This window comes from Pseudomonas putida (assembly GCA_029953615.1).
Classification (GTDB): Bacteria; Pseudomonadota; Gammaproteobacteria; order Pseudomonadales; family Pseudomonadaceae; genus Aquipseudomonas.
Genome location: CP124529.1, coordinates 5696873 through 5712184, shown reverse-complemented (window position 1 = coordinate 5712184; position 15312 = coordinate 5696873). Strand labels below are relative to the sequence as shown.

The following is a 15312-nucleotide window of genomic DNA, read 5'->3' as shown; positions in this document are numbered from 1 at the left end:
GGGCGCTTAGCTCAGCCGACGCGCGGCAGGGCGACGCCGATCAGCACGTCTTTGGTGACCAGTTGGCGTAGCTGCTCTTCGCTCATGTGCTCGGAGCCCGCTGGCCGCTGTGGCAGCACCAGGTAACGGCTTTCAGCGCTGGTGTCCCAGACCTTGATCACCACGTCTTCTGGCAATTCCGTGCCCATCTCGCGCAACACCGTGCGCCCCTCCCGCACCAGCCGCGCGCGGAACTCGAAGCCCTTGTACCACTCGGGCGGCAGGCCCAGCACCGGCCAGTTGGTGCAGGAACACAGGCTGCAGACGATCACGTTTTTCAGCGTTGGGGTGTCTTCCAGGGCGACGATGTATTCGCCCTGCGGCCCGGTGAAGCCGAATTGGGCGCAGGCGGCGGTGCCGTCCTTGAGCAGCAGCGCGCGGAAGGCCGGATCAACCCAGGCCTTGGCGACGATGCGCGCGCCGTTGTCCGGGCTCCAGCCGTGTTCCATCAGCTGGGTGAGCTGCTCGATGTAGCCCTCTGGGATGAGGTCTTTGCTCTTGAGCACTGCGTACAGTGCCCGCGCCCGCTCACCCGGGGTTGAAGGTGCCGTCATGGGATTACTCCTCTCGTTCAACACGGTTGTCTAAGGATGTTGCTTTTCTGGTTGTTGGGGTGCCGGGGCGCAGCGGCTGTCGCTTGTTTCACAACGTGCGCCAGTCCACCGCGCCTTCGAATGCCGCCGCTGCCTGGTAAATAGTGCCCTCGGCGTAATGCTTGCCGACCAGCATCAGCCCAACGGGCAAGCCGTCGACCAAACCGCAGGGAATGGACATGGCCGGGTGGCCGGTGATGTCCTGGGCGGCGGTGTTGCCGAGCATTTCCAATGCCCGCGAGACGTTCTCGGTGATCGAGCAGCCCGCCGCTGGCAGCGGCTGGGCGATGATCGGCACGGTCGGCATCACCAGCAGGTCGAAGCGCTCCAGCGCCTTGTCGTAACCGGCGCGGGCGAAGCGGGCGATGTTCTGCGCCTTGGCGTAGTAACGGCCGTGGTAGTGGTCGAGGCCAAACTGGCCGACCAGCATGCACAGCGTGAGCGATGGCGAGAGGGCGTTGGCCTGGGTGCGCCAGCCGACCTGTTTGTCGAGCAGGCCGACGTCGTACAGGCCCTTCCAGTTAAAGCCTGCGCCGTTGCCGTGCATCATCTGCATGGTCAGGCCTTCGCAGCCGATCGGGCCCCACAGCGTGCCGGCCAGGGTGTGCTCGGGCACCGAGACTTCCTCGGCCACCGCGCCCAATGCTTCGAACTGGGTGATGGCGCTGCGCACCGATGCGGCAACCCGCGGGTCGAGGTTGGCCAGCTCGAAGCCTTGTTTGAGGATGCCGATGCGCAGGCCACGCACGCCACGATCAAGGTAGTGGCTGTAAGCGTCGACTTCAGGCGCGCCCTGGCGTGGGTCGAGCCCGTCGGCGCCGGCCATCACTTCCAGCATCAGCGCGTTGTCGCGCACATTGTTGGTCATCGGGCCGACATGGTCGAAGGTCGCCTCGACCGCCATCACGCCGGTATACGGCACCAGGCCGAAGGTCGGTTTCAGGCCATAGATGCCGCACCATGCCGCAGGAATGCGCGCCGAGCCGCCTTGGTCGCCGCCCACCGCCAGGTCGACTTCGCCCGCCGCCACCAGCGCCGCGCTACCCGACGACGAGCCACCGGTACTGAAGCCAGGACGCAGTGGGTTGTGCACCGGAGCCGGGTCCGAAGTGTGGCTGGCGCCGGACAGACAGTAGTGCTCGCAGGTGGCCTTGCCGAGGATGGTCACCCCGGCGTCGAGCAAACGGGTAACCACGGTGGCATCGAACGCCGGCACATGGCCGGCCAACGGCGCCGCGCCGTTCATCATCGGCACGCCGGCCAGTGAGATGTTGTCTTTCAGGGCAACGGTTTTGCCGAGCAGCTTGCCCGAGCTGGCGCCCATCACCTCGGTGCGATAGTACCAGGCGTTAAGCGGGTTTTCGCGGTTGGACGGGCGATAACCGGCAGTGCGCTCGTAGCGCACCAGCGGGGTGAAGTCAGGCAGCTCGTCGACCAGGTCGTAGGCGTCCAGACTGGGCTGCATAAGCGCCAGGTATTCGCTGGCTTGCTCGGGTGTCAGCTGCAGATGCAAGCGCGCGGCGAGGGCCTGCAGTTGTTCGAGCGTCGGGCGGGTGATGGCCATGGTGTGTCCTGTTTCCGATGCCAGGGCAGGGCCTGGCAGATGGCTGTTCGAGAGGCCCGCCGCGGCTGGGCCTGCTACTAAGCTAGCGCCAGCACGCGGGCGGCACTTGGTTGAGCAGGACATTCGCTTGGTTGAGAAGGACTGCCTGCGCCAGGTGCTGAGCCTCATCCAGGTGGCCGAGCGGTGTTATGACTCGAGCTTGGGCACCGCAGCCTGTGCCGCCGCTTCGTCGCGAGCGGGCCAGACCACGCCAACGCTCTTCATGCCCTTGGCCGGGTCCATCTCAGGGTTGGCCAGCACCACGTCGCGGTAGGACGGGCTGCCGATCACCGCCGGCTTGAACTTGATCAGGAAGGCGTTGACCTCCTCGCGCAGCTCCGGCGCCAGGTTGTAGTCGTTGTAGCACTCCTCCAGGCAGTCCAGCGTGGCTTGCCAATGCACCTCGGTCAGGCCCATGCCACGGTGTGCGGTGACCATGTCGCGGCCGCGGTACTTGGCGCTGCCGCCCCAGTGCTGAGAGAGGAAGTCGACAAAATTGATGTGCTCTTTCTGGAAGGTCGACTCGGACATATGCGCCCAGATATGACCAATGGCCGGGTGCCCCATGGTCTTGCGCAATACCGCGCCAGCGAACTGGTAGATAACGTCGTAGCCGCCCAGGCGGGTGTAAAGCGAAGGTTGTTGCCCGGTAGAGGCGTTTTGGTCAGTCATGGGTGAATGCTCCATTTCAGTTGAGGCTGTGCAGACGGTTAAAAGACCCGGACGTACCTGAGGTTCAGGCGGAAGTTTTCTTTCGGGCCGTTTTCTACCGCGAGGTCTCGCCCCAGTTGCATCTGCAGCTGGTCCTGAGCGGTAAAGAACCTGGTTGCGGTGACGCGGAAGTTGGTGGTCTTGCCTCGGTCATCCTGAGAAGTGCCGTCGACCTTGGTTTCGCCACCCCAGGTATGGCCAAAACCGAGGGCCAGGGACGTGCCCGGGTTGATGATGTAGCGCCCCATCAACTGTGCTGCGTAGGACATATCCTGCTCACGGCGTACCGAGTTGGCGGTGAAGTCGTCGTTGTCGCCGTACCAGATCGCATCACCGATCACATCGACCGCCCACTTCTCGCCGAAGTGCTTGATATACGCCGCCTGCAAGTCCACCTTCCAACGGTTCTCGCCCAGGTTGAGCGCGTCTTTGCGGTCGTAGTTTCCGGTCGGGGCGATCAGGTAAACCGTGGCGCCGACCGTGTCGTTGGCCTCGTTCAAGCGATACTTCAGCGGCGCGGTCAGGATGAGGTCACCGATACCGCTGGTGCTGCCCAGCGCCGAGGCGTCACGGTCGCTGGAAACATGGCCGAACGGCAGCAGAAACTGCGGCTCGATGGTCAGTCGATCGGTCAATTTGTAAACGTGCAGCAAGCGCAGGATGCCGACGTCAGAGGTCAGGTCGAAGTCCGAGCTGGCCTTGTGGCCCTGGGCGTAGGCACTGTCGGTGGTGGAATGCTGGTAATAGACCACGCCAATGGTTTTATCCGCCGGCAGTATTTCGTAATCCCCCGGCGAAACTTCAACTGCCTGCGCAGACAGGCACGGCGCGGCCGCCGCGAGCATCAGGTAACGGAGCTGTTTCATGGACCAGGTCCTTATCGTGGGCCCAAACGCGGGCAAAAAGAGCCCCGCTGCCGTGATAACGGCAGGTGCAGGGCTAAACGTGGAGTTTGTTATTAGTTGGTGCTTACTTGCGCGTCACGCAACATGCCCGTGTGCGGGTGGCAGTTGATATATTCGAACACCTGGCTGCTTGCATCCGACACCGACACCTCGTGATACAGGCGCAACTTCTGAAGCCCCGCCGCCACTCGGAAGAAGGTGACGAAGATGCGCAAATGAGTCGGGTGTGATTCAGCCCAGCGCTCGAGTTTTTCCACCGAGCGCCAGTGCCCGATGTTGTAACTCATGTCGAGGAAGTTGCCTTCGGTATCGATATTGCGCACGAAGCGATTGCTGTAACAGCCCAACGACTGGCCGTTATCGCGCAAGAAGTCCATGCCGTCCTGCAGGGTCGGCAAGATCTCATCCAGGTACAAAGAACGCTCCGCCGCCTCAGCCGCTGCCCAGTCCTGGCCCGAGCGAATCAAGGCGATGTTGTCATGGCCGAGCACTACCACCCGACCGCCCTTGGCCGGGTCGCCGGATACCACCCGCAGCCCGCCGTTGGGGCTCATCCAGCTGGTTTGCGACACCGGGAAACGATCACGCATCGAGCCCCAGTAACCGTGCTCTTCGATCTCGCCACTGATGTTGTCCATGACCGCCCCAACCCCGGGCAAATCGCTTTGAAACGCATACAACGTCTCGAACTGCTCAGCCCGCGGCGCAGAGATCTCGCGGTAATAACCCAGGCCGTCATCCAGGCGCTGCGGCGAACTCCACCAGCCCTCCACCTCGGCCGAGCGCACCCAGCGACAATACGCGGCCGTGTCCTTCCAGTAGCCGACGATCATCAGGTTGTCGTAGCCGCTGCTGTCGGTGTGGTGAGTCAGGTCGTGGTTCAGCGGGCCGTCGGCCAGGCTGAAGCTGGCAACGATGTCACGCATCGCCTGCAAGGCCTGCTCGCGCTGGCCGCCACCTCTGTATTGCACGCCCAGATAAGCCATCACCACCTGAGTCAACTGCTCATCAGCGCGGCCCACCCACATCGGGAAGGGCGGCTGGTAATCGTCAGGCACCCGGCGCGACAACGTGCGCGGGCACTTGAGGTGTTTGTCGATTGCAGACTCCATCACAGGCTCCTTGTTGTTTTAGGTTCAGACACACGCTCAGTTTCACGGGAGGCACTCGCCAGCCGGGCCCGCACTGTGCAGGCCCCCCACTCGAGCAGCCACGACAAAAACTCTTCGGGCGCCAGGTCACGCATGTGCAGCCACCTGAACTCGTCGGCCACCTGCTGTTGTTGTTTGAATTGCATGGGCTCACCTCATCGGCATGGGTTGCTGATTTGCCGTAAGGTCAAAGTTAGGCAGGACTGACCAGCCCCGCTTTGTTCGCAAGGACAACCGTTTGTTTGGAAAAGACAGCGCCAAAACACCCGCTCGAGCACGACCCAAGAGGGTGCGGCGCACCACGCAAATCAGGGCTTTTGCCCCGAAACGGGGAGGGGCGTTGAGGCTGTTGACAGGGCCGCGCAGATGAAATCAAGCAGTAGACACTCTCGCGCCAACGCAAGCCGCTGGCGTGTTTATTGCCTGTCCCACCCACGGTAACAGTGCCCCGTTTTCTCCCGTTGTTGCATCAAGGTGAACGCCATCATGGCTGAGACCTACCAGTATTCCACCCTTGCCGTTTCACCCGCTCGCCGCTTTGACTACTGGCGAGAAGTGGTCTGCCGCCATTGCCTGTCGGCAGACAGCAAACCCTCGTCGCAGAGCGATTTCGAGGGTGCGCTTCAGGTCAACGGAATTGGCCCCCTGGACATCACCACCCTGTCGTCCCCGCTGCACCATTGGGTGCGCGCAGAGCAGCATTTGCGCAGCGACCCCGCCGACGATATCTGGCTCGGTTTCACCCTCGACGGCCACGGCGAAATTGAACAACACACCCGCAAAGCCAGCCTCAGCGCCGGCAGTTTGTTTCTTTATGACGCAACCCAACCGTTCCGCTTCAGCCTCGGTGGTACCGAAAACCACCTGATCCGCATTCCCCGCCCACTGCTCGCTCAACGCCTGCCCCGGATCGGTGATTCCACCGCACTAGTGCTGGACGAAGCCCGCCCCGGCGTGATCCCGCTGCGGCAAATGATCGTTCAGGCGGCCAGTTCGGAGGCGCTGCTGCAGGATGAAGGAATCTCCCGGCGCTTCTCCCACACCATCATTGATTTACTGGTGCTCAGCCTGGAGCTGCAGGACCTGAAGATCACCCATCAAGAGCTGGATTTGTATGAGCGGATCATGAACTACATTCAGCAGCATTTAACCGAGCCGGAGCTGTCGATCGAAACGATTGCGTTGGCGCACCATGTGTCAACGCGCACGGTGACCCGGGCGTTTGCGCGGCATCAGAAGTCGCCAGTCGCAGAAATTTGGAAGGAGCGGCTGACTGCTAGCCGCGTGGCGATCGAGTGTGGGCATGTAAGGAGTGTTTCGCAGGCGGCGCTGGAGTTCGGGTTTTCGGATTTTTCGCATTTTAGTCATGCGTTTCGGAAGGCATTCGGGGTGGCACCACGTACATTGCTGCGAAGAAGTGGGGGGTGACCATGGTCGCCATCTGTTTTCTGGTGGGGTGTTTAGAAATACTGCTGAAAATCATTTGCCCAGCGCTCGTGCCACGCGAGCGACTGAGGCAACTGGGGTGGCAGTAAGCGCCTGCGGGGACTCATTGCGCTGTGCAGTTCGATAATCAATTCCATTGCGAGCTTTTAATCTACCATTAGAAGCCTTGGTCACCCTGCACAGCTTATGCGAGCAATCCTAACCACATAGCACTGAGTATCACGAACTGCGCCGGAATCACGTATCGCGCAAAACCGTAGCCGCCATTGGTGAACGCCAGCACGCATTTGGTTAGCGTGTTTGCCGTCAACGCCATCATGCCCGGAATGACAAGATCAGCCAGTCCAATCCGGCCAGCGACGACCAGCGCGGCCATCGAAGCAGTCGCCGCGTGGGCATCGCCCAGCCCGGCGACGAAGGCTGCGATGTTCACACCGTTTTGGCCCAGATGCTGAAGGAGAAAGGCCGAGAACAGTGCGATGCCGGTCAGGGCGAGGGTGATGATCAGGGCCGTCCAGAGGCTGAAGGCTCCCTCGCTTTGATACGCTGTCGCATTGCCCGAGGCTGTGCGCCAAGGGGCCAGCAGCAATAGCCCATACGTCATGGTAACCAGGACGCCAAGCCCGATCGATACCATGAACGGGCTCAGCAGGCGCCTGTCGACGACACCCAGTACGAGAGCGAACTGGCTGATGCTTGCGAGGTTGGACAGTACGGCCGCAGCGGCATAAGGCCTGATTGCCGTCCCTCGTTGCCTGGCCTGGTGAGCCAGCAACGCAATGGTCGCCGAGCCGGAGGCAAAGCCCGATGCGATGGCGCTCAAGGGCAGGCCATACCTGGGGCCCAGCAACCGTAGGGCGATATGGCCCAAGGCGCCGACGGTCATCAGCAAGACCACCAGTGTGCAGATCGTGCGTGGGTTGAGGACCTGGTAGGGTCCTACGAAGCGATCCGGTGTCAACGGCAGCACCACTAACGCCACCGTCAGTAACATCAGGCCGTCGCGCAGTTCCTGCTCGCTCAGTTGCTGCAGCACGAAATGATGCAGCTGACGGCGCAGCGCTAACAGCAAGGTCAGTACAACGCCTGCCGCTGTGGCGAGTTCGGGTTGATCGAGGCTCAGCGCGCCCAGAGTCAGCACCAGCAGCAGGGCGATTTCGCTTGTGACTTCCGGGTCCTTGTCGGCATGTTTGCGGTAATGCATGCAAAGCATCAGCACCAGGCCCAGGCTCGCCACCCCAAGACCAGCATCGCGCCCCCCAGCAGTATGCTGACATAGCCCAGCAGGGCGGTGATGGCAAAGGTTCTGAGCCCGGCAGCTGCGTGGTCTTCGTTCCGGCCTTTCTTGCGTTCACGCTCAAGCCCGACAAGCATGCCGATACCCAGGGCCACCGCGCCATGGCCTACATTGACGGTGTCGAGCATGGTGCCTTCGGGTTGTCCTTGCGTACGCCGTCACCGCCGCCTTGTTGGAGCGCCATCAGTGCAGGCATGTCGAGTATCTCCACCAGCCTGCCGTGCATGCTGACGATGCGCAGTGCACGTAGGCGAGCGACGGAACGGCAAACGGTTTCCAGGCGCAGGCCCAGGTACGAGGCCATGTCCTCGCGGGACATGCGCAACATGAAGCCATGGGCAGAGTAACCGCGGCTGACGAAGCGCCTGGACAGCCCCACCAGGAAGCTGGCCAGGCGTTGCTCGGCGGTGAGGTTGCACAGCATCAGCACGCGCTCGTGTTCACGTACGATCTCCCGGCTCATCAAGCGGTTCAGGCTTTGCTGCAGGACCGGAAATTCGCGCGCCAGGGTTTGCAGGCGGCGGTAGGGCACCGGGCAGACTTCGCTGTCTTCCAGGGCAATGGCGTCGCAGACATGGTGCTCGGTGGCAATGGCATCGAGGCCGAGCACGTCGCCCGGCATCCAGAAATTGATCACCACGCCCTGGCCTTCGACGGTGTTGAGGCTGGACTTGAAGCTGCCGCAGCGCACCGCATAGAGCATGGTGAGTGGGTCATTGGCATTGAACAGCGCGGCGCCCTTGCGAATACGCATGCGTGGACCTATCAGGGCGCCCAGGCAGCTGTTGTCGTGAAGGGGCAAGCCGGTGGGCAGGCACAGGCCGCTGACGCGGCAATCCCTGCACAGGGTCGACAGCGGTTTCAGGTGAATCGGGGTTGCCGCCTGCGATGCCTCGGAGTGGTCGAGCAGCATGACCTTGAGTTGGCCGGACATCATCAGTACTCCTTCGCGTATCGACGTTCGGCCGACCCGCTACGGGGGGGGCAATTGGCCAGCTTGTCGAAGGAGTGGGGGGCGTTGAGGCGGGCAAGCAATCGCTCTACAAACTGTTCCGCCTCAGCGGACGAGGTGAAGCTTACCCGGCAGTCATCCAGGCGTACCCACCAGCGGTTGTGTTCGGTGTTTTTCTCGACGTAGACGTTCATCGGAGCCTCCAAAGCCTGCATCAGCAAGACAACTGCGTGACAGTGCAAAACGAAGGCGTCCCTGCCGACAGCGGGCCGAGGGCGGAGATGAGTTTATCCTCGCCCACGATACGGTTCTTTTCAACGAAAACTGCTGCATTCATGAGCGCGATGGCACGTCTCCCGAGGCATTGCGTGATTGTTCTTGATCTAGGGTCAGCGTGCGCCGGATTTGCCAGGAATCATTGATCCGCATCAAGTTTGCACAGGGGCCGAATCGCCGTTCGTCTGTACGCTGCGTGAGTTGACAAACATCAAGCCGCACGTACGCCGGGGGCAGATGATCGAAACACGCTTCCCAACCGCAGAGGTGTGCCATGGACAACCCGCAAAGACTCTTGATGATCGCATCGCCCCTGATGCGCCGAACCCCGGTCTATGACCGCGCTGCAGCATTGGCCAAGGCCAAGGGCATGGCCTTGCACATCGTCGCTTTCGACTATGTCGAAGGGCTGGCCACTGCGGGCCTGGTCAATGACCAGGCACTGGCGGTGATGCGCGATGGCTATGTGCGGCAGCACCGCGAGTGGCTGGAAAGCCAGGCGCAACCGATGCGGCGTACTGGCCTCACGGTCACCACCGAAGTAGTCTGGGTGCAGCATCCGCTCAACGAGATCCTGCTGCATTTGCGCGAGCAACCCTTCGCCATGCTGATCAAGGAGTTCGAGCACGAGCCCTGGTGGATGCGCGCCATGTTCACGTCGCTGGATATCCAGTTGTTGCGCGATACGCGCATACCGTTGCACCTGATACACAAAGCCAGCCACGCCTTGCCGCGCAGGATACTGGCGGCCGTCGACCTGTCCAGGCCCGAAGACCAGTATGAAGGCTTCAATGACCAGATCATCAGCGAGGCACTGAAACTGGCCTTGCAGTGCAACGCCCAGATCGACTTGCTCTACGTCTACGACCTGGGGTCGATGTACCTGGACGCCGGCGGTAGTCGCGAGCATTCGTTCGTATTCGACTCCAACCTCGCCCAGACCCTTCACGAAGCCCAGAGTGAGGCCTTCCAGGCACTGGCCGAGCGCAATGGCATCGCCAGCGAGCACCGCCACATGCACATGGGCGACCCGGCCAAGGTCCTGGGATTGTTCATGGACAGCCATGACATCGACGTGCTGGTGATGGGCAGTTATCACCACCATGGCATCGGCTGGTTCATTGGCAGCACTGCCGAGCGTGTCATGCACCGGTTGTCCAGCAGTGTGCTGGTGATCTCGCCCGAGCATTCACAGGGGTAACCGTACAAGGCCCGTCAGGGCCTTGTCGCTCAGGTGCTGAGGTCCAGCTCGTGGACGATTTCGCTGACGTCGCCGCCCAGGTAGCGTGAGGTGAAACCCAGCGCCTTGGTCAGCCGGTGCATGGCGTAGTTGTTCGCCAGGTCCCGAGAGACCATGCACTGGTAGCCATTGCGCCGTGCCGCGTCGATCAGGTGCTGCAACAGGCGCTTGCCCAGGCCTTTGCGCTGCCAGTCTTCGCTGACCGCCACCGCGCATTCGCAGCTCAGGCTGCCCGCTATGCTGGCGTAGCGGCTGACGCCCACCTGGCGCAACTTGCCGTCCACGTGGGCGAGTGCGACATAGGCCGTACGCTGATGCTGATCGACCGGCATCCACCGTGGGTCGAGACTGGGCATTGCGCCGCTGAGCCCGGCGATGAAGCGAAAGCGCCTGGCTTCGTAGGCGATCGTGCTCAGGAAGCGCTTGTCCCGTTCGTAGTCTTCTTCGCGCAGCGGGCGGATCAGCACGGCTGAACCGTCGTCAAGCGTTTCGACCCAGTGCTCACAGGCTTGTGCCTGTTCAGTTTGCTGCCCGCTCATGCTGCCTCCCGGTGATCTGATCAGTGCCTGGTGCAGCCGTTGTAACGTGACCAAGCGGTTCGGTTCTGACAATGGTCAAGTTCAGCGCAGATGGCAGTTTTCTGATCTGCATCAAGCGCCATCGAGGCGGTGCGCGGAACATCGCCTGCATCACACCCCAGTGGCGCAAGCCCGGAGGTTCATCATGGGTCAATACCGACAACTGCTGGTGCTGCTCACCGAGGTCGATGCGCATTCCGCCGCGCTGCGCAGGGCCCTGGCCCTGGCGCACGTCAGTGGCGCCAGCTTGCATGTGCTGGGGCTGTTCGAACCGAGTGAGGAGCACTTGCTGCGTGAGGAGCGGCTCAATGAAGCCGACCTCAAGCGCCAGTACGAACACTATCGGGCCAGGCTGACCGCCTTGGTCGAACGGCATCGCGGCAGTGGCATCACGCTGACGGTCGACACCCTGAATGCAGACGATATCCGCAGCATGGCCATCGACTACATCAATGAACTGCAGCCCGACATGGTCATCAAGGACAGCGAAACCGCCTCGGCCCTGGCGCGGCTGTTCAGTACGCCGCTGGACTGCGCCTTGATGCGGGGGTTCAAGGGCATCACGCAGTTTGTGCCGAAGTCGTCCGTCACGCTGCCCCGGTGTGTTCTGGTTGCCGTGGATACCGCGTTCAGCGAAACACCCGCTGTGCAGGAGCACTTCAACCGTGGGCTCATCCGCGCCGCCCAGGCGCTGGCCCTGCAGTGTGATGCGCCGTTGCACCTGTTGTCTGCTTACAACCTGGCCGGGGTGTTCGCCGCGGACATGAATGTGACCCAGGCCTGGATCGACGAGATGCGCGAAGCGCTTCAGGAGCCATTCGACGCCTTGGCAGACGCCGAGGGCGTCGCGCCCGAGCGTCGGCACTTCATGGAAGGCGGGCCGGTACAGGTGATCCGCGAGCAGGTGGCCGCACTGGATATCGATGCGCTGGTAATGGGCATCGTGCAGCCCAAAGGGCTGGACAAGCTGCTGGGCGATACCACCGAGCGAATTGTCGGCCACCCGCCCTGCAGCGTCCTCGCAGTACACCCTGACGTGGCCGAGACCTGGGAGCCATAGCCATGCAACTGACCTTTCTTGGCGGTACAGGCACCGTGACCGGCAGCAAGTTCCTGTTGACCCGCGACAGCACGCGCGTGCTGGTTGACTGCGGGCTGTTCCAGGGCTTCAAGCAATTGCGCCTGCGCAACTGGGAGCCGCTGCCACCGGCCCTGCGCGCCCTCGATGCAGTGGTGCTGACCCACGCCCACCTTGACCATAGCGGTTATCTTCCGGTGCTGGCGCGTGAGGGCTACAGCGGGCCAATCTACGCCACCCCGGCGACCTGTGCCCTGGCAGAAATCCTGCTGTTGGACAGTGCGCGCTTGCAGGAAGAGCAGGCCGAGCATGCCAACCGCCACGGCTACTCCAAGCACACGCCAGCGCGCCCGCTCTATACCGAGCAGGATGCGAAACGGGCCCTGGCACTGTTGCACCCCGTGGCGTTGCATCAGCCCTTGCCGATCGCCGACGGCATGGAGCTGCTGATGCGCACCGCCGGGCATATCCTCGGCGCGGCAACGGTGCAGATCAGTGCCGAAGGCCAGACCGTGCTGTTCTCGGGTGACCTGGGCCGCCCTCAGGACCCGATCATGCGCGCGCCTGAACTGGTCAGGACGGCGGACGTGCTTTTGATCGAGTCGACGTACGGTGATCGCCAGCACCCTGACGAATCGACCGCGCAGTACCTGGCCAAGGTCATCAATGAAACGCTGCTGCGCCATGGCATCACCCTGGTGCCATCGTTTGCCGTCGGCCGCGCCCAGCTGCTGATGTATTACCTGTACACGCTCAAGCGCGACCGGCTGATCCCGGATATCCCGGTCTACCTGAACAGCCCTATGGCCACCGACGCAACCGCCCTCTACCAGCAGTACCGCAGCGAACATCGGCTGTCGGCGGCCGAGTGCGCCGCCATGTGCCATGGCACGCATATCGTGCGAACGGTCGATGAGTCCAGGCACCTTGACCAGCTGCGCGAACCTGCGGTGATCATTGCCGCCAGTGGCATGGCTACTGGTGGCCGGGTGCTGCACCACCTCAAGGCGCTGGCCCCCAACCCGCGCAACAGCATCCTGTTCTCGGGCTTTCAGGCCGGCGGCACGCGGGGGGCCGATATCGTCGCCGGTGCTCACAGCGTGCGCTTGCAAGGCGAAGATGTGCCGATAAGGGCGCAGGTGCATGCCATGGAGAATCTCTCCGCGCATGCCGATGCCGACGAAATCATGGAGTGGTTGCGCGGGTTCACCCGGCCGCCTCGGCAGACCTACGTCATTCATGGCGAGCCGCACGCCGCCGACACCTTGCGACGGCGCATCAGTCTCGAACTTGGCTGGCAGGTTTGCGTGCCGGAGTATCAGGAAACCGTCGCCATCGACCCTGTGCGCTAGCCGGTACGGGAGGTGAATCATGAATACGCAAGCAAGGGCGAAACTGCGGGCCTGGTTGCACAGGCCCAGGGGCAGCCTGGGTTGGATCGTGACTATCGTCGCTTTACTCGTCGCTGCGTCCGTCTATCGCGCCTTGAGCGCGAGCTGGCGCATGCCCATGCGTGATCCGGCGGTGCTCCTGAGCCTGTTGGCGTTAAGTGTGGCGCTGGGGTGGGCGGTGCAGCGGGGCGTCAAACGCACGGTCGGCAAGACCATTTTCAACGGCCAGGAGACGGGTTGGCAGGCCAGGTTGGCGTTGCTCCGTTCGATCACCCAGGAATCGAACAGGTTGATGAGTGTGTTGCTACTCCTGATCCTGCTCGGTGCTGGCACTGTGTGGCTGGCGGGGCGCTCCGTGGCACAGATCGTGGAAAATTGCACGGCCAACCTGCAGGCCCAGGTCGATGTACCCGAGGATGAGAAGCTTGCGGCGCTGGTCGGCAAACCCGTGTGCACGTGCATGGCTCAGACCTTTCTGGAGCGCAATGGGGTGCTGCGCCTGGCCCTGTTCGAAACGCCCCTGCAGGAGGTGAGCGGCCTGAAGGCGCTGACCCCCGCGGATGAGCAGCGTTGCCTCGCGCAGTTCGACCTGTTGCCCGAGGAGGGGCGTGCAGCCACGCCTTGAAACCCTCACTGACCCCATCGGATGCTGCAATGACAGGCGCCCATCGCGGCGCGGGAGGTATTCATGTCCCATGATCTTGCCTTGCCAACCTTGTTTGTCGACCGTAGCCAGGCTGGACGTTGCCTGGTCGAGCCACTGGCCCGCTACGCTGGCAGGCCCGACGTGATCGTGCTCGCACTGCCGCGTGGTGGTGTTCCGGTGGCCTACGAAGTCGCGACCGCCCTGAACGTGCGCCTGGACCTGCTGGTGGTGCGCAAGCTCGGCATGCCGTTTCACCCCGAGTTCGCCATGGGGGCGATAGCCAGCGGCGGAGTCACTTTCCTCAATGACGACATGCTGCGGGCCTATCCGGTAGATCCCGCGTTGTTCGACGCCGTGGTTGCCAGGGAGACCGAGGAGCTGGCCCGGCGCGAGCGGGCCTACCGGGGAGGGCGGCCAGCCCTGCAACTCAAGGACCAGGTGGTGATTCTCATCGATGACGGCCTGGCGACCGGGGCCACGATGAGGGCAGCTATCCAGGCTGCGCGCGCTCAGTCACCGGCGCGGATCGTGGTAGCCATCCCGGTCGCACCGCCAGAAACGCTCGAAGCGCTGTACGGTGAAGTGGATGAGCTGGTGTGCCCGCTGGTCCCCGAGCGGATGGTTTCGGTGGGTTACTGGTACCAGGATTTCCCGCAGACGTCGGACGAGGAAGTCATGACGCTCATGGGGCAAGCCGATCAGCAAGCGCTTTGCCGGAGTGCACCCCATGACTGAGCACAGGGTTGAAGTTCGCACGCAGACGATGAAGCTGGCAGGCGTCGAACTCATGGCGGACGTGCGTGAGCCGGCCAACGCTGGTGCCCTGGTCATCTTCGCCCATGGTAGCGGTAGCGGGCGTCTGAGCGCCCGAAATCAGTACGTAGCGGATGTTCTCGCGGCGCGTGGCCTGGGTTCACTACTTTTCGACCTGCTGACCGAGGCTGAGCAACAACTGGATAACGAGACCGGAGAATTGCGCTTTGATATTGCCTTGCTGGCCAAGCGTTTGATCGATGTCGTCGATTGGGTTGCAGGCGATCCGCAGTTGGGCAAGCTGCGCATCGGCTTGTTCGGCGCGAGCACGGGGGCCGCTGCGGCCCTGTGGGCGGCTGCGCAGCGTCCCGAGCGGGTGGCGGCGGTGGTGAGCAGAGGTGGCAGAACAGACCTGGCTGAGCCGATGCTGGGCCGTGTGCAGGCGCCAACCTTGCACATCGTAGGTAGCCGGGATGCCCTGGTGCTTGAGCTCAATCGTCAGGTGGGTCGCTTGCTGAACTGTGAGCATCATCTTGAAGTGGTGCCAGGCGCTACGCATCTTTTCGAAGAGCCTGGCACCCTGGCGAAGGCCGCAGCGCTCGCCGGTGACTGGTTTGTGAAGTACCTGCAGCGCGAATCCGCCTGATGAGGCT

At 62.6% G+C, this 15312-nt stretch carries 16 protein-coding genes and 1 pseudogene; 7 read left to right on the top strand and 10 right to left on the bottom strand.

Annotated elements, in window-relative coordinates:
* Window positions 1–11 precede the first annotated feature (11 nt).
* From nthA to QIY50_26275, 6 genes are all read right to left on the bottom strand, one after another.
* On the bottom strand, window positions 12–593 hold the full coding sequence (nthA, locus tag QIY50_26300) for a nitrile hydratase subunit alpha (protein ID WGV20704.1): 582 nt from the start codon (window positions 591–593) through the stop codon (window positions 12–14).
* A gap of 88 nt (window positions 594–681) precedes the next feature.
* On the bottom strand, window positions 682–2196 hold the full coding sequence (locus QIY50_26295) for an amidase (protein ID WGV20703.1): 1515 nt from the start codon (window positions 2194–2196) through the stop codon (window positions 682–684).
* A 186-nt stretch (window positions 2197–2382) separates the two neighbouring features.
* Window positions 2383–2907, bottom strand: a complete 525-nt coding sequence (locus tag QIY50_26290; protein WGV20702.1) for a group 1 truncated hemoglobin — start codon at window positions 2905–2907, stop codon at window positions 2383–2385.
* Between the two features lie 38 nt (window positions 2908–2945).
* Window positions 2946–3812, bottom strand: a complete 867-nt coding sequence (locus QIY50_26285) for a transporter (protein WGV20701.1) — start codon at window positions 3810–3812, stop codon at window positions 2946–2948.
* A 92-nt stretch (window positions 3813–3904) separates the two neighbouring features.
* Complete coding sequence (locus QIY50_26280) at window positions 3905–4963, bottom strand: phenylacetaldoxime dehydratase family protein (GenBank protein ID WGV20700.1); 1059 nt, start codon at window positions 4961–4963, stop codon at window positions 3905–3907.
* A complete protein-coding gene (locus QIY50_26275; protein WGV20699.1) occupies window positions 4963–5148 on the bottom strand; it encodes a hypothetical protein in 186 nt (61 codons plus the stop codon). Before QIY50_26275 ends, QIY50_26280 begins: the two co-directional genes overlap by 1 nt.
* 340 nt (window positions 5149–5488) lie before the next feature.
* Here QIY50_26275 and QIY50_26270 point away from each other — a divergent pair, with 340 nt between their 5' ends.
* Complete coding sequence (locus tag QIY50_26270; protein ID WGV20698.1) at window positions 5489–6430, top strand: helix-turn-helix domain-containing protein; 942 nt, start codon at window positions 5489–5491, stop codon at window positions 6428–6430.
* Between the two features lie 202 nt (window positions 6431–6632).
* Here the strand turns inward: QIY50_26270 and QIY50_26265 are convergent.
* From QIY50_26265 to QIY50_26255, 3 genes and pseudogenes are all read right to left on the bottom strand, one after another.
* Window positions 6633–7873 (bottom strand): annotated as a pseudogene (locus QIY50_26265) (DUF4010 domain-containing protein).
* Window positions 7852–8679 carry a helix-turn-helix domain-containing protein gene (locus QIY50_26260; GenBank protein ID WGV20697.1) on the bottom strand — a complete coding sequence of 276 codons (828 nt, stop codon included), beginning with the start codon at window positions 8677–8679 and terminating at the stop codon, window positions 7852–7854. Before QIY50_26260 ends, QIY50_26265 begins: the two are co-directional and overlap by 22 nt.
* A 2-nt stretch (window positions 8680–8681) precedes the next feature.
* Window positions 8682–8891: a hypothetical protein gene (locus tag QIY50_26255; GenBank protein WGV20696.1), complete on the bottom strand. Its 210-nt coding sequence runs from the start codon at window positions 8889–8891 to the stop codon at window positions 8682–8684.
* A gap of 356 nt (window positions 8892–9247) precedes the next feature.
* Between QIY50_26255 and QIY50_26250 the strand changes: the two genes are divergently transcribed.
* On the top strand, window positions 9248–10174 hold the full coding sequence (locus tag QIY50_26250; GenBank protein ID WGV20695.1) for a universal stress protein: 927 nt from the start codon (window positions 9248–9250) through the stop codon (window positions 10172–10174).
* 29 nt (window positions 10175–10203) lie between these two features.
* On the opposite strand, the gene QIY50_26245 is transcribed toward QIY50_26250, so the two are convergent.
* Window positions 10204–10752: a GNAT family N-acetyltransferase gene (locus tag QIY50_26245; GenBank protein ID WGV20694.1), complete on the bottom strand. Its 549-nt coding sequence runs from the start codon at window positions 10750–10752 to the stop codon at window positions 10204–10206.
* A gap of 184 nt (window positions 10753–10936) precedes the next feature.
* Between QIY50_26245 and QIY50_26240 the strand changes: the two genes are divergently transcribed.
* From QIY50_26240 to QIY50_26220, 5 genes are all read left to right on the top strand, one after another.
* Window positions 10937–11851 carry a universal stress protein gene (locus tag QIY50_26240; protein WGV20693.1) on the top strand — a complete coding sequence of 305 codons (915 nt, stop codon included), beginning with the start codon at window positions 10937–10939 and terminating at the stop codon, window positions 11849–11851.
* 2 nt (window positions 11852–11853) lie between these two features.
* Window positions 11854–13221: an MBL fold metallo-hydrolase gene (locus QIY50_26235; GenBank protein WGV20692.1), complete on the top strand. Its 1368-nt coding sequence runs from the start codon at window positions 11854–11856 to the stop codon at window positions 13219–13221.
* Window positions 13222–13240: 19 nt separating this feature from the next.
* Window positions 13241–13885, top strand: a complete 645-nt coding sequence (locus QIY50_26230) for a hypothetical protein (GenBank protein WGV20691.1) — start codon at window positions 13241–13243, stop codon at window positions 13883–13885.
* Between the two features lie 63 nt (window positions 13886–13948).
* Window positions 13949–14641: a phosphoribosyltransferase gene (locus tag QIY50_26225; GenBank protein ID WGV20690.1), complete on the top strand. Its 693-nt coding sequence runs from the start codon at window positions 13949–13951 to the stop codon at window positions 14639–14641.
* Window positions 14634–15305, top strand: a complete 672-nt coding sequence (locus QIY50_26220; GenBank protein ID WGV20689.1) for a dienelactone hydrolase family protein — start codon at window positions 14634–14636, stop codon at window positions 15303–15305. The genes QIY50_26225 and QIY50_26220 overlap by 8 nt, the downstream gene beginning before the upstream one ends.
* Window positions 15306–15312: the final 7 nt, after the last annotated feature.

Bases quoted from the DNA above. Each gene is read 5' to 3' on its own strand.
- QIY50_26275 (WGV20699.1), bottom strand. From the start codon at position 5,148: ATGCAATTCAAACAACAACAGCAGGTGGCCGACGAGTTCAGGTGGCTG.
- nthA (WGV20704.1), bottom strand. From the start codon at position 593: ATGACGGCACCTTCAACCCCGGGTGAGCGGGCGCGGGCACTGTACGCA.
- QIY50_26285 (WGV20701.1), bottom strand. From the start codon at position 3,812: ATGAAACAGCTCCGTTACCTGATGCTCGCGGCGGCCGCGCCGTGCCTG.
- QIY50_26290 (WGV20702.1), bottom strand. From the start codon at position 2,907: ATGACTGACCAAAACGCCTCTACCGGGCAACAACCTTCGCTTTACACC.
- QIY50_26280 (WGV20700.1), bottom strand. From the start codon at position 4,963: ATGGAGTCTGCAATCGACAAACACCTCAAGTGCCCGCGCACGTTGTCG.
- QIY50_26240 (WGV20693.1), top strand. From the start codon at position 10,937: ATGGGTCAATACCGACAACTGCTGGTGCTGCTCACCGAGGTCGATGCG.
- QIY50_26245 (WGV20694.1), bottom strand. From the start codon at position 10,752: ATGAGCGGGCAGCAAACTGAACAGGCACAAGCCTGTGAGCACTGGGTC.
- QIY50_26295 (WGV20703.1), bottom strand. From the start codon at position 2,196: ATGGCCATCACCCGCCCGACGCTCGAACAACTGCAGGCCCTCGCCGCG.
- QIY50_26225 (WGV20690.1), top strand. From the start codon at position 13,949: ATGTCCCATGATCTTGCCTTGCCAACCTTGTTTGTCGACCGTAGCCAG.
- QIY50_26255 (WGV20696.1), bottom strand. From the start codon at position 8,891: ATGAACGTCTACGTCGAGAAAAACACCGAACACAACCGCTGGTGGGTA.
- QIY50_26260 (WGV20697.1), bottom strand. From the start codon at position 8,679: ATGTCCGGCCAACTCAAGGTCATGCTGCTCGACCACTCCGAGGCATCG.
- QIY50_26250 (WGV20695.1), top strand. From the start codon at position 9,248: ATGGACAACCCGCAAAGACTCTTGATGATCGCATCGCCCCTGATGCGC.
- QIY50_26235 (WGV20692.1), top strand. From the start codon at position 11,854: ATGCAACTGACCTTTCTTGGCGGTACAGGCACCGTGACCGGCAGCAAG.
- QIY50_26270 (WGV20698.1), top strand. From the start codon at position 5,489: ATGGCTGAGACCTACCAGTATTCCACCCTTGCCGTTTCACCCGCTCGC.
- QIY50_26230 (WGV20691.1), top strand. From the start codon at position 13,241: ATGAATACGCAAGCAAGGGCGAAACTGCGGGCCTGGTTGCACAGGCCC.
- QIY50_26220 (WGV20689.1), top strand. From the start codon at position 14,634: ATGACTGAGCACAGGGTTGAAGTTCGCACGCAGACGATGAAGCTGGCA.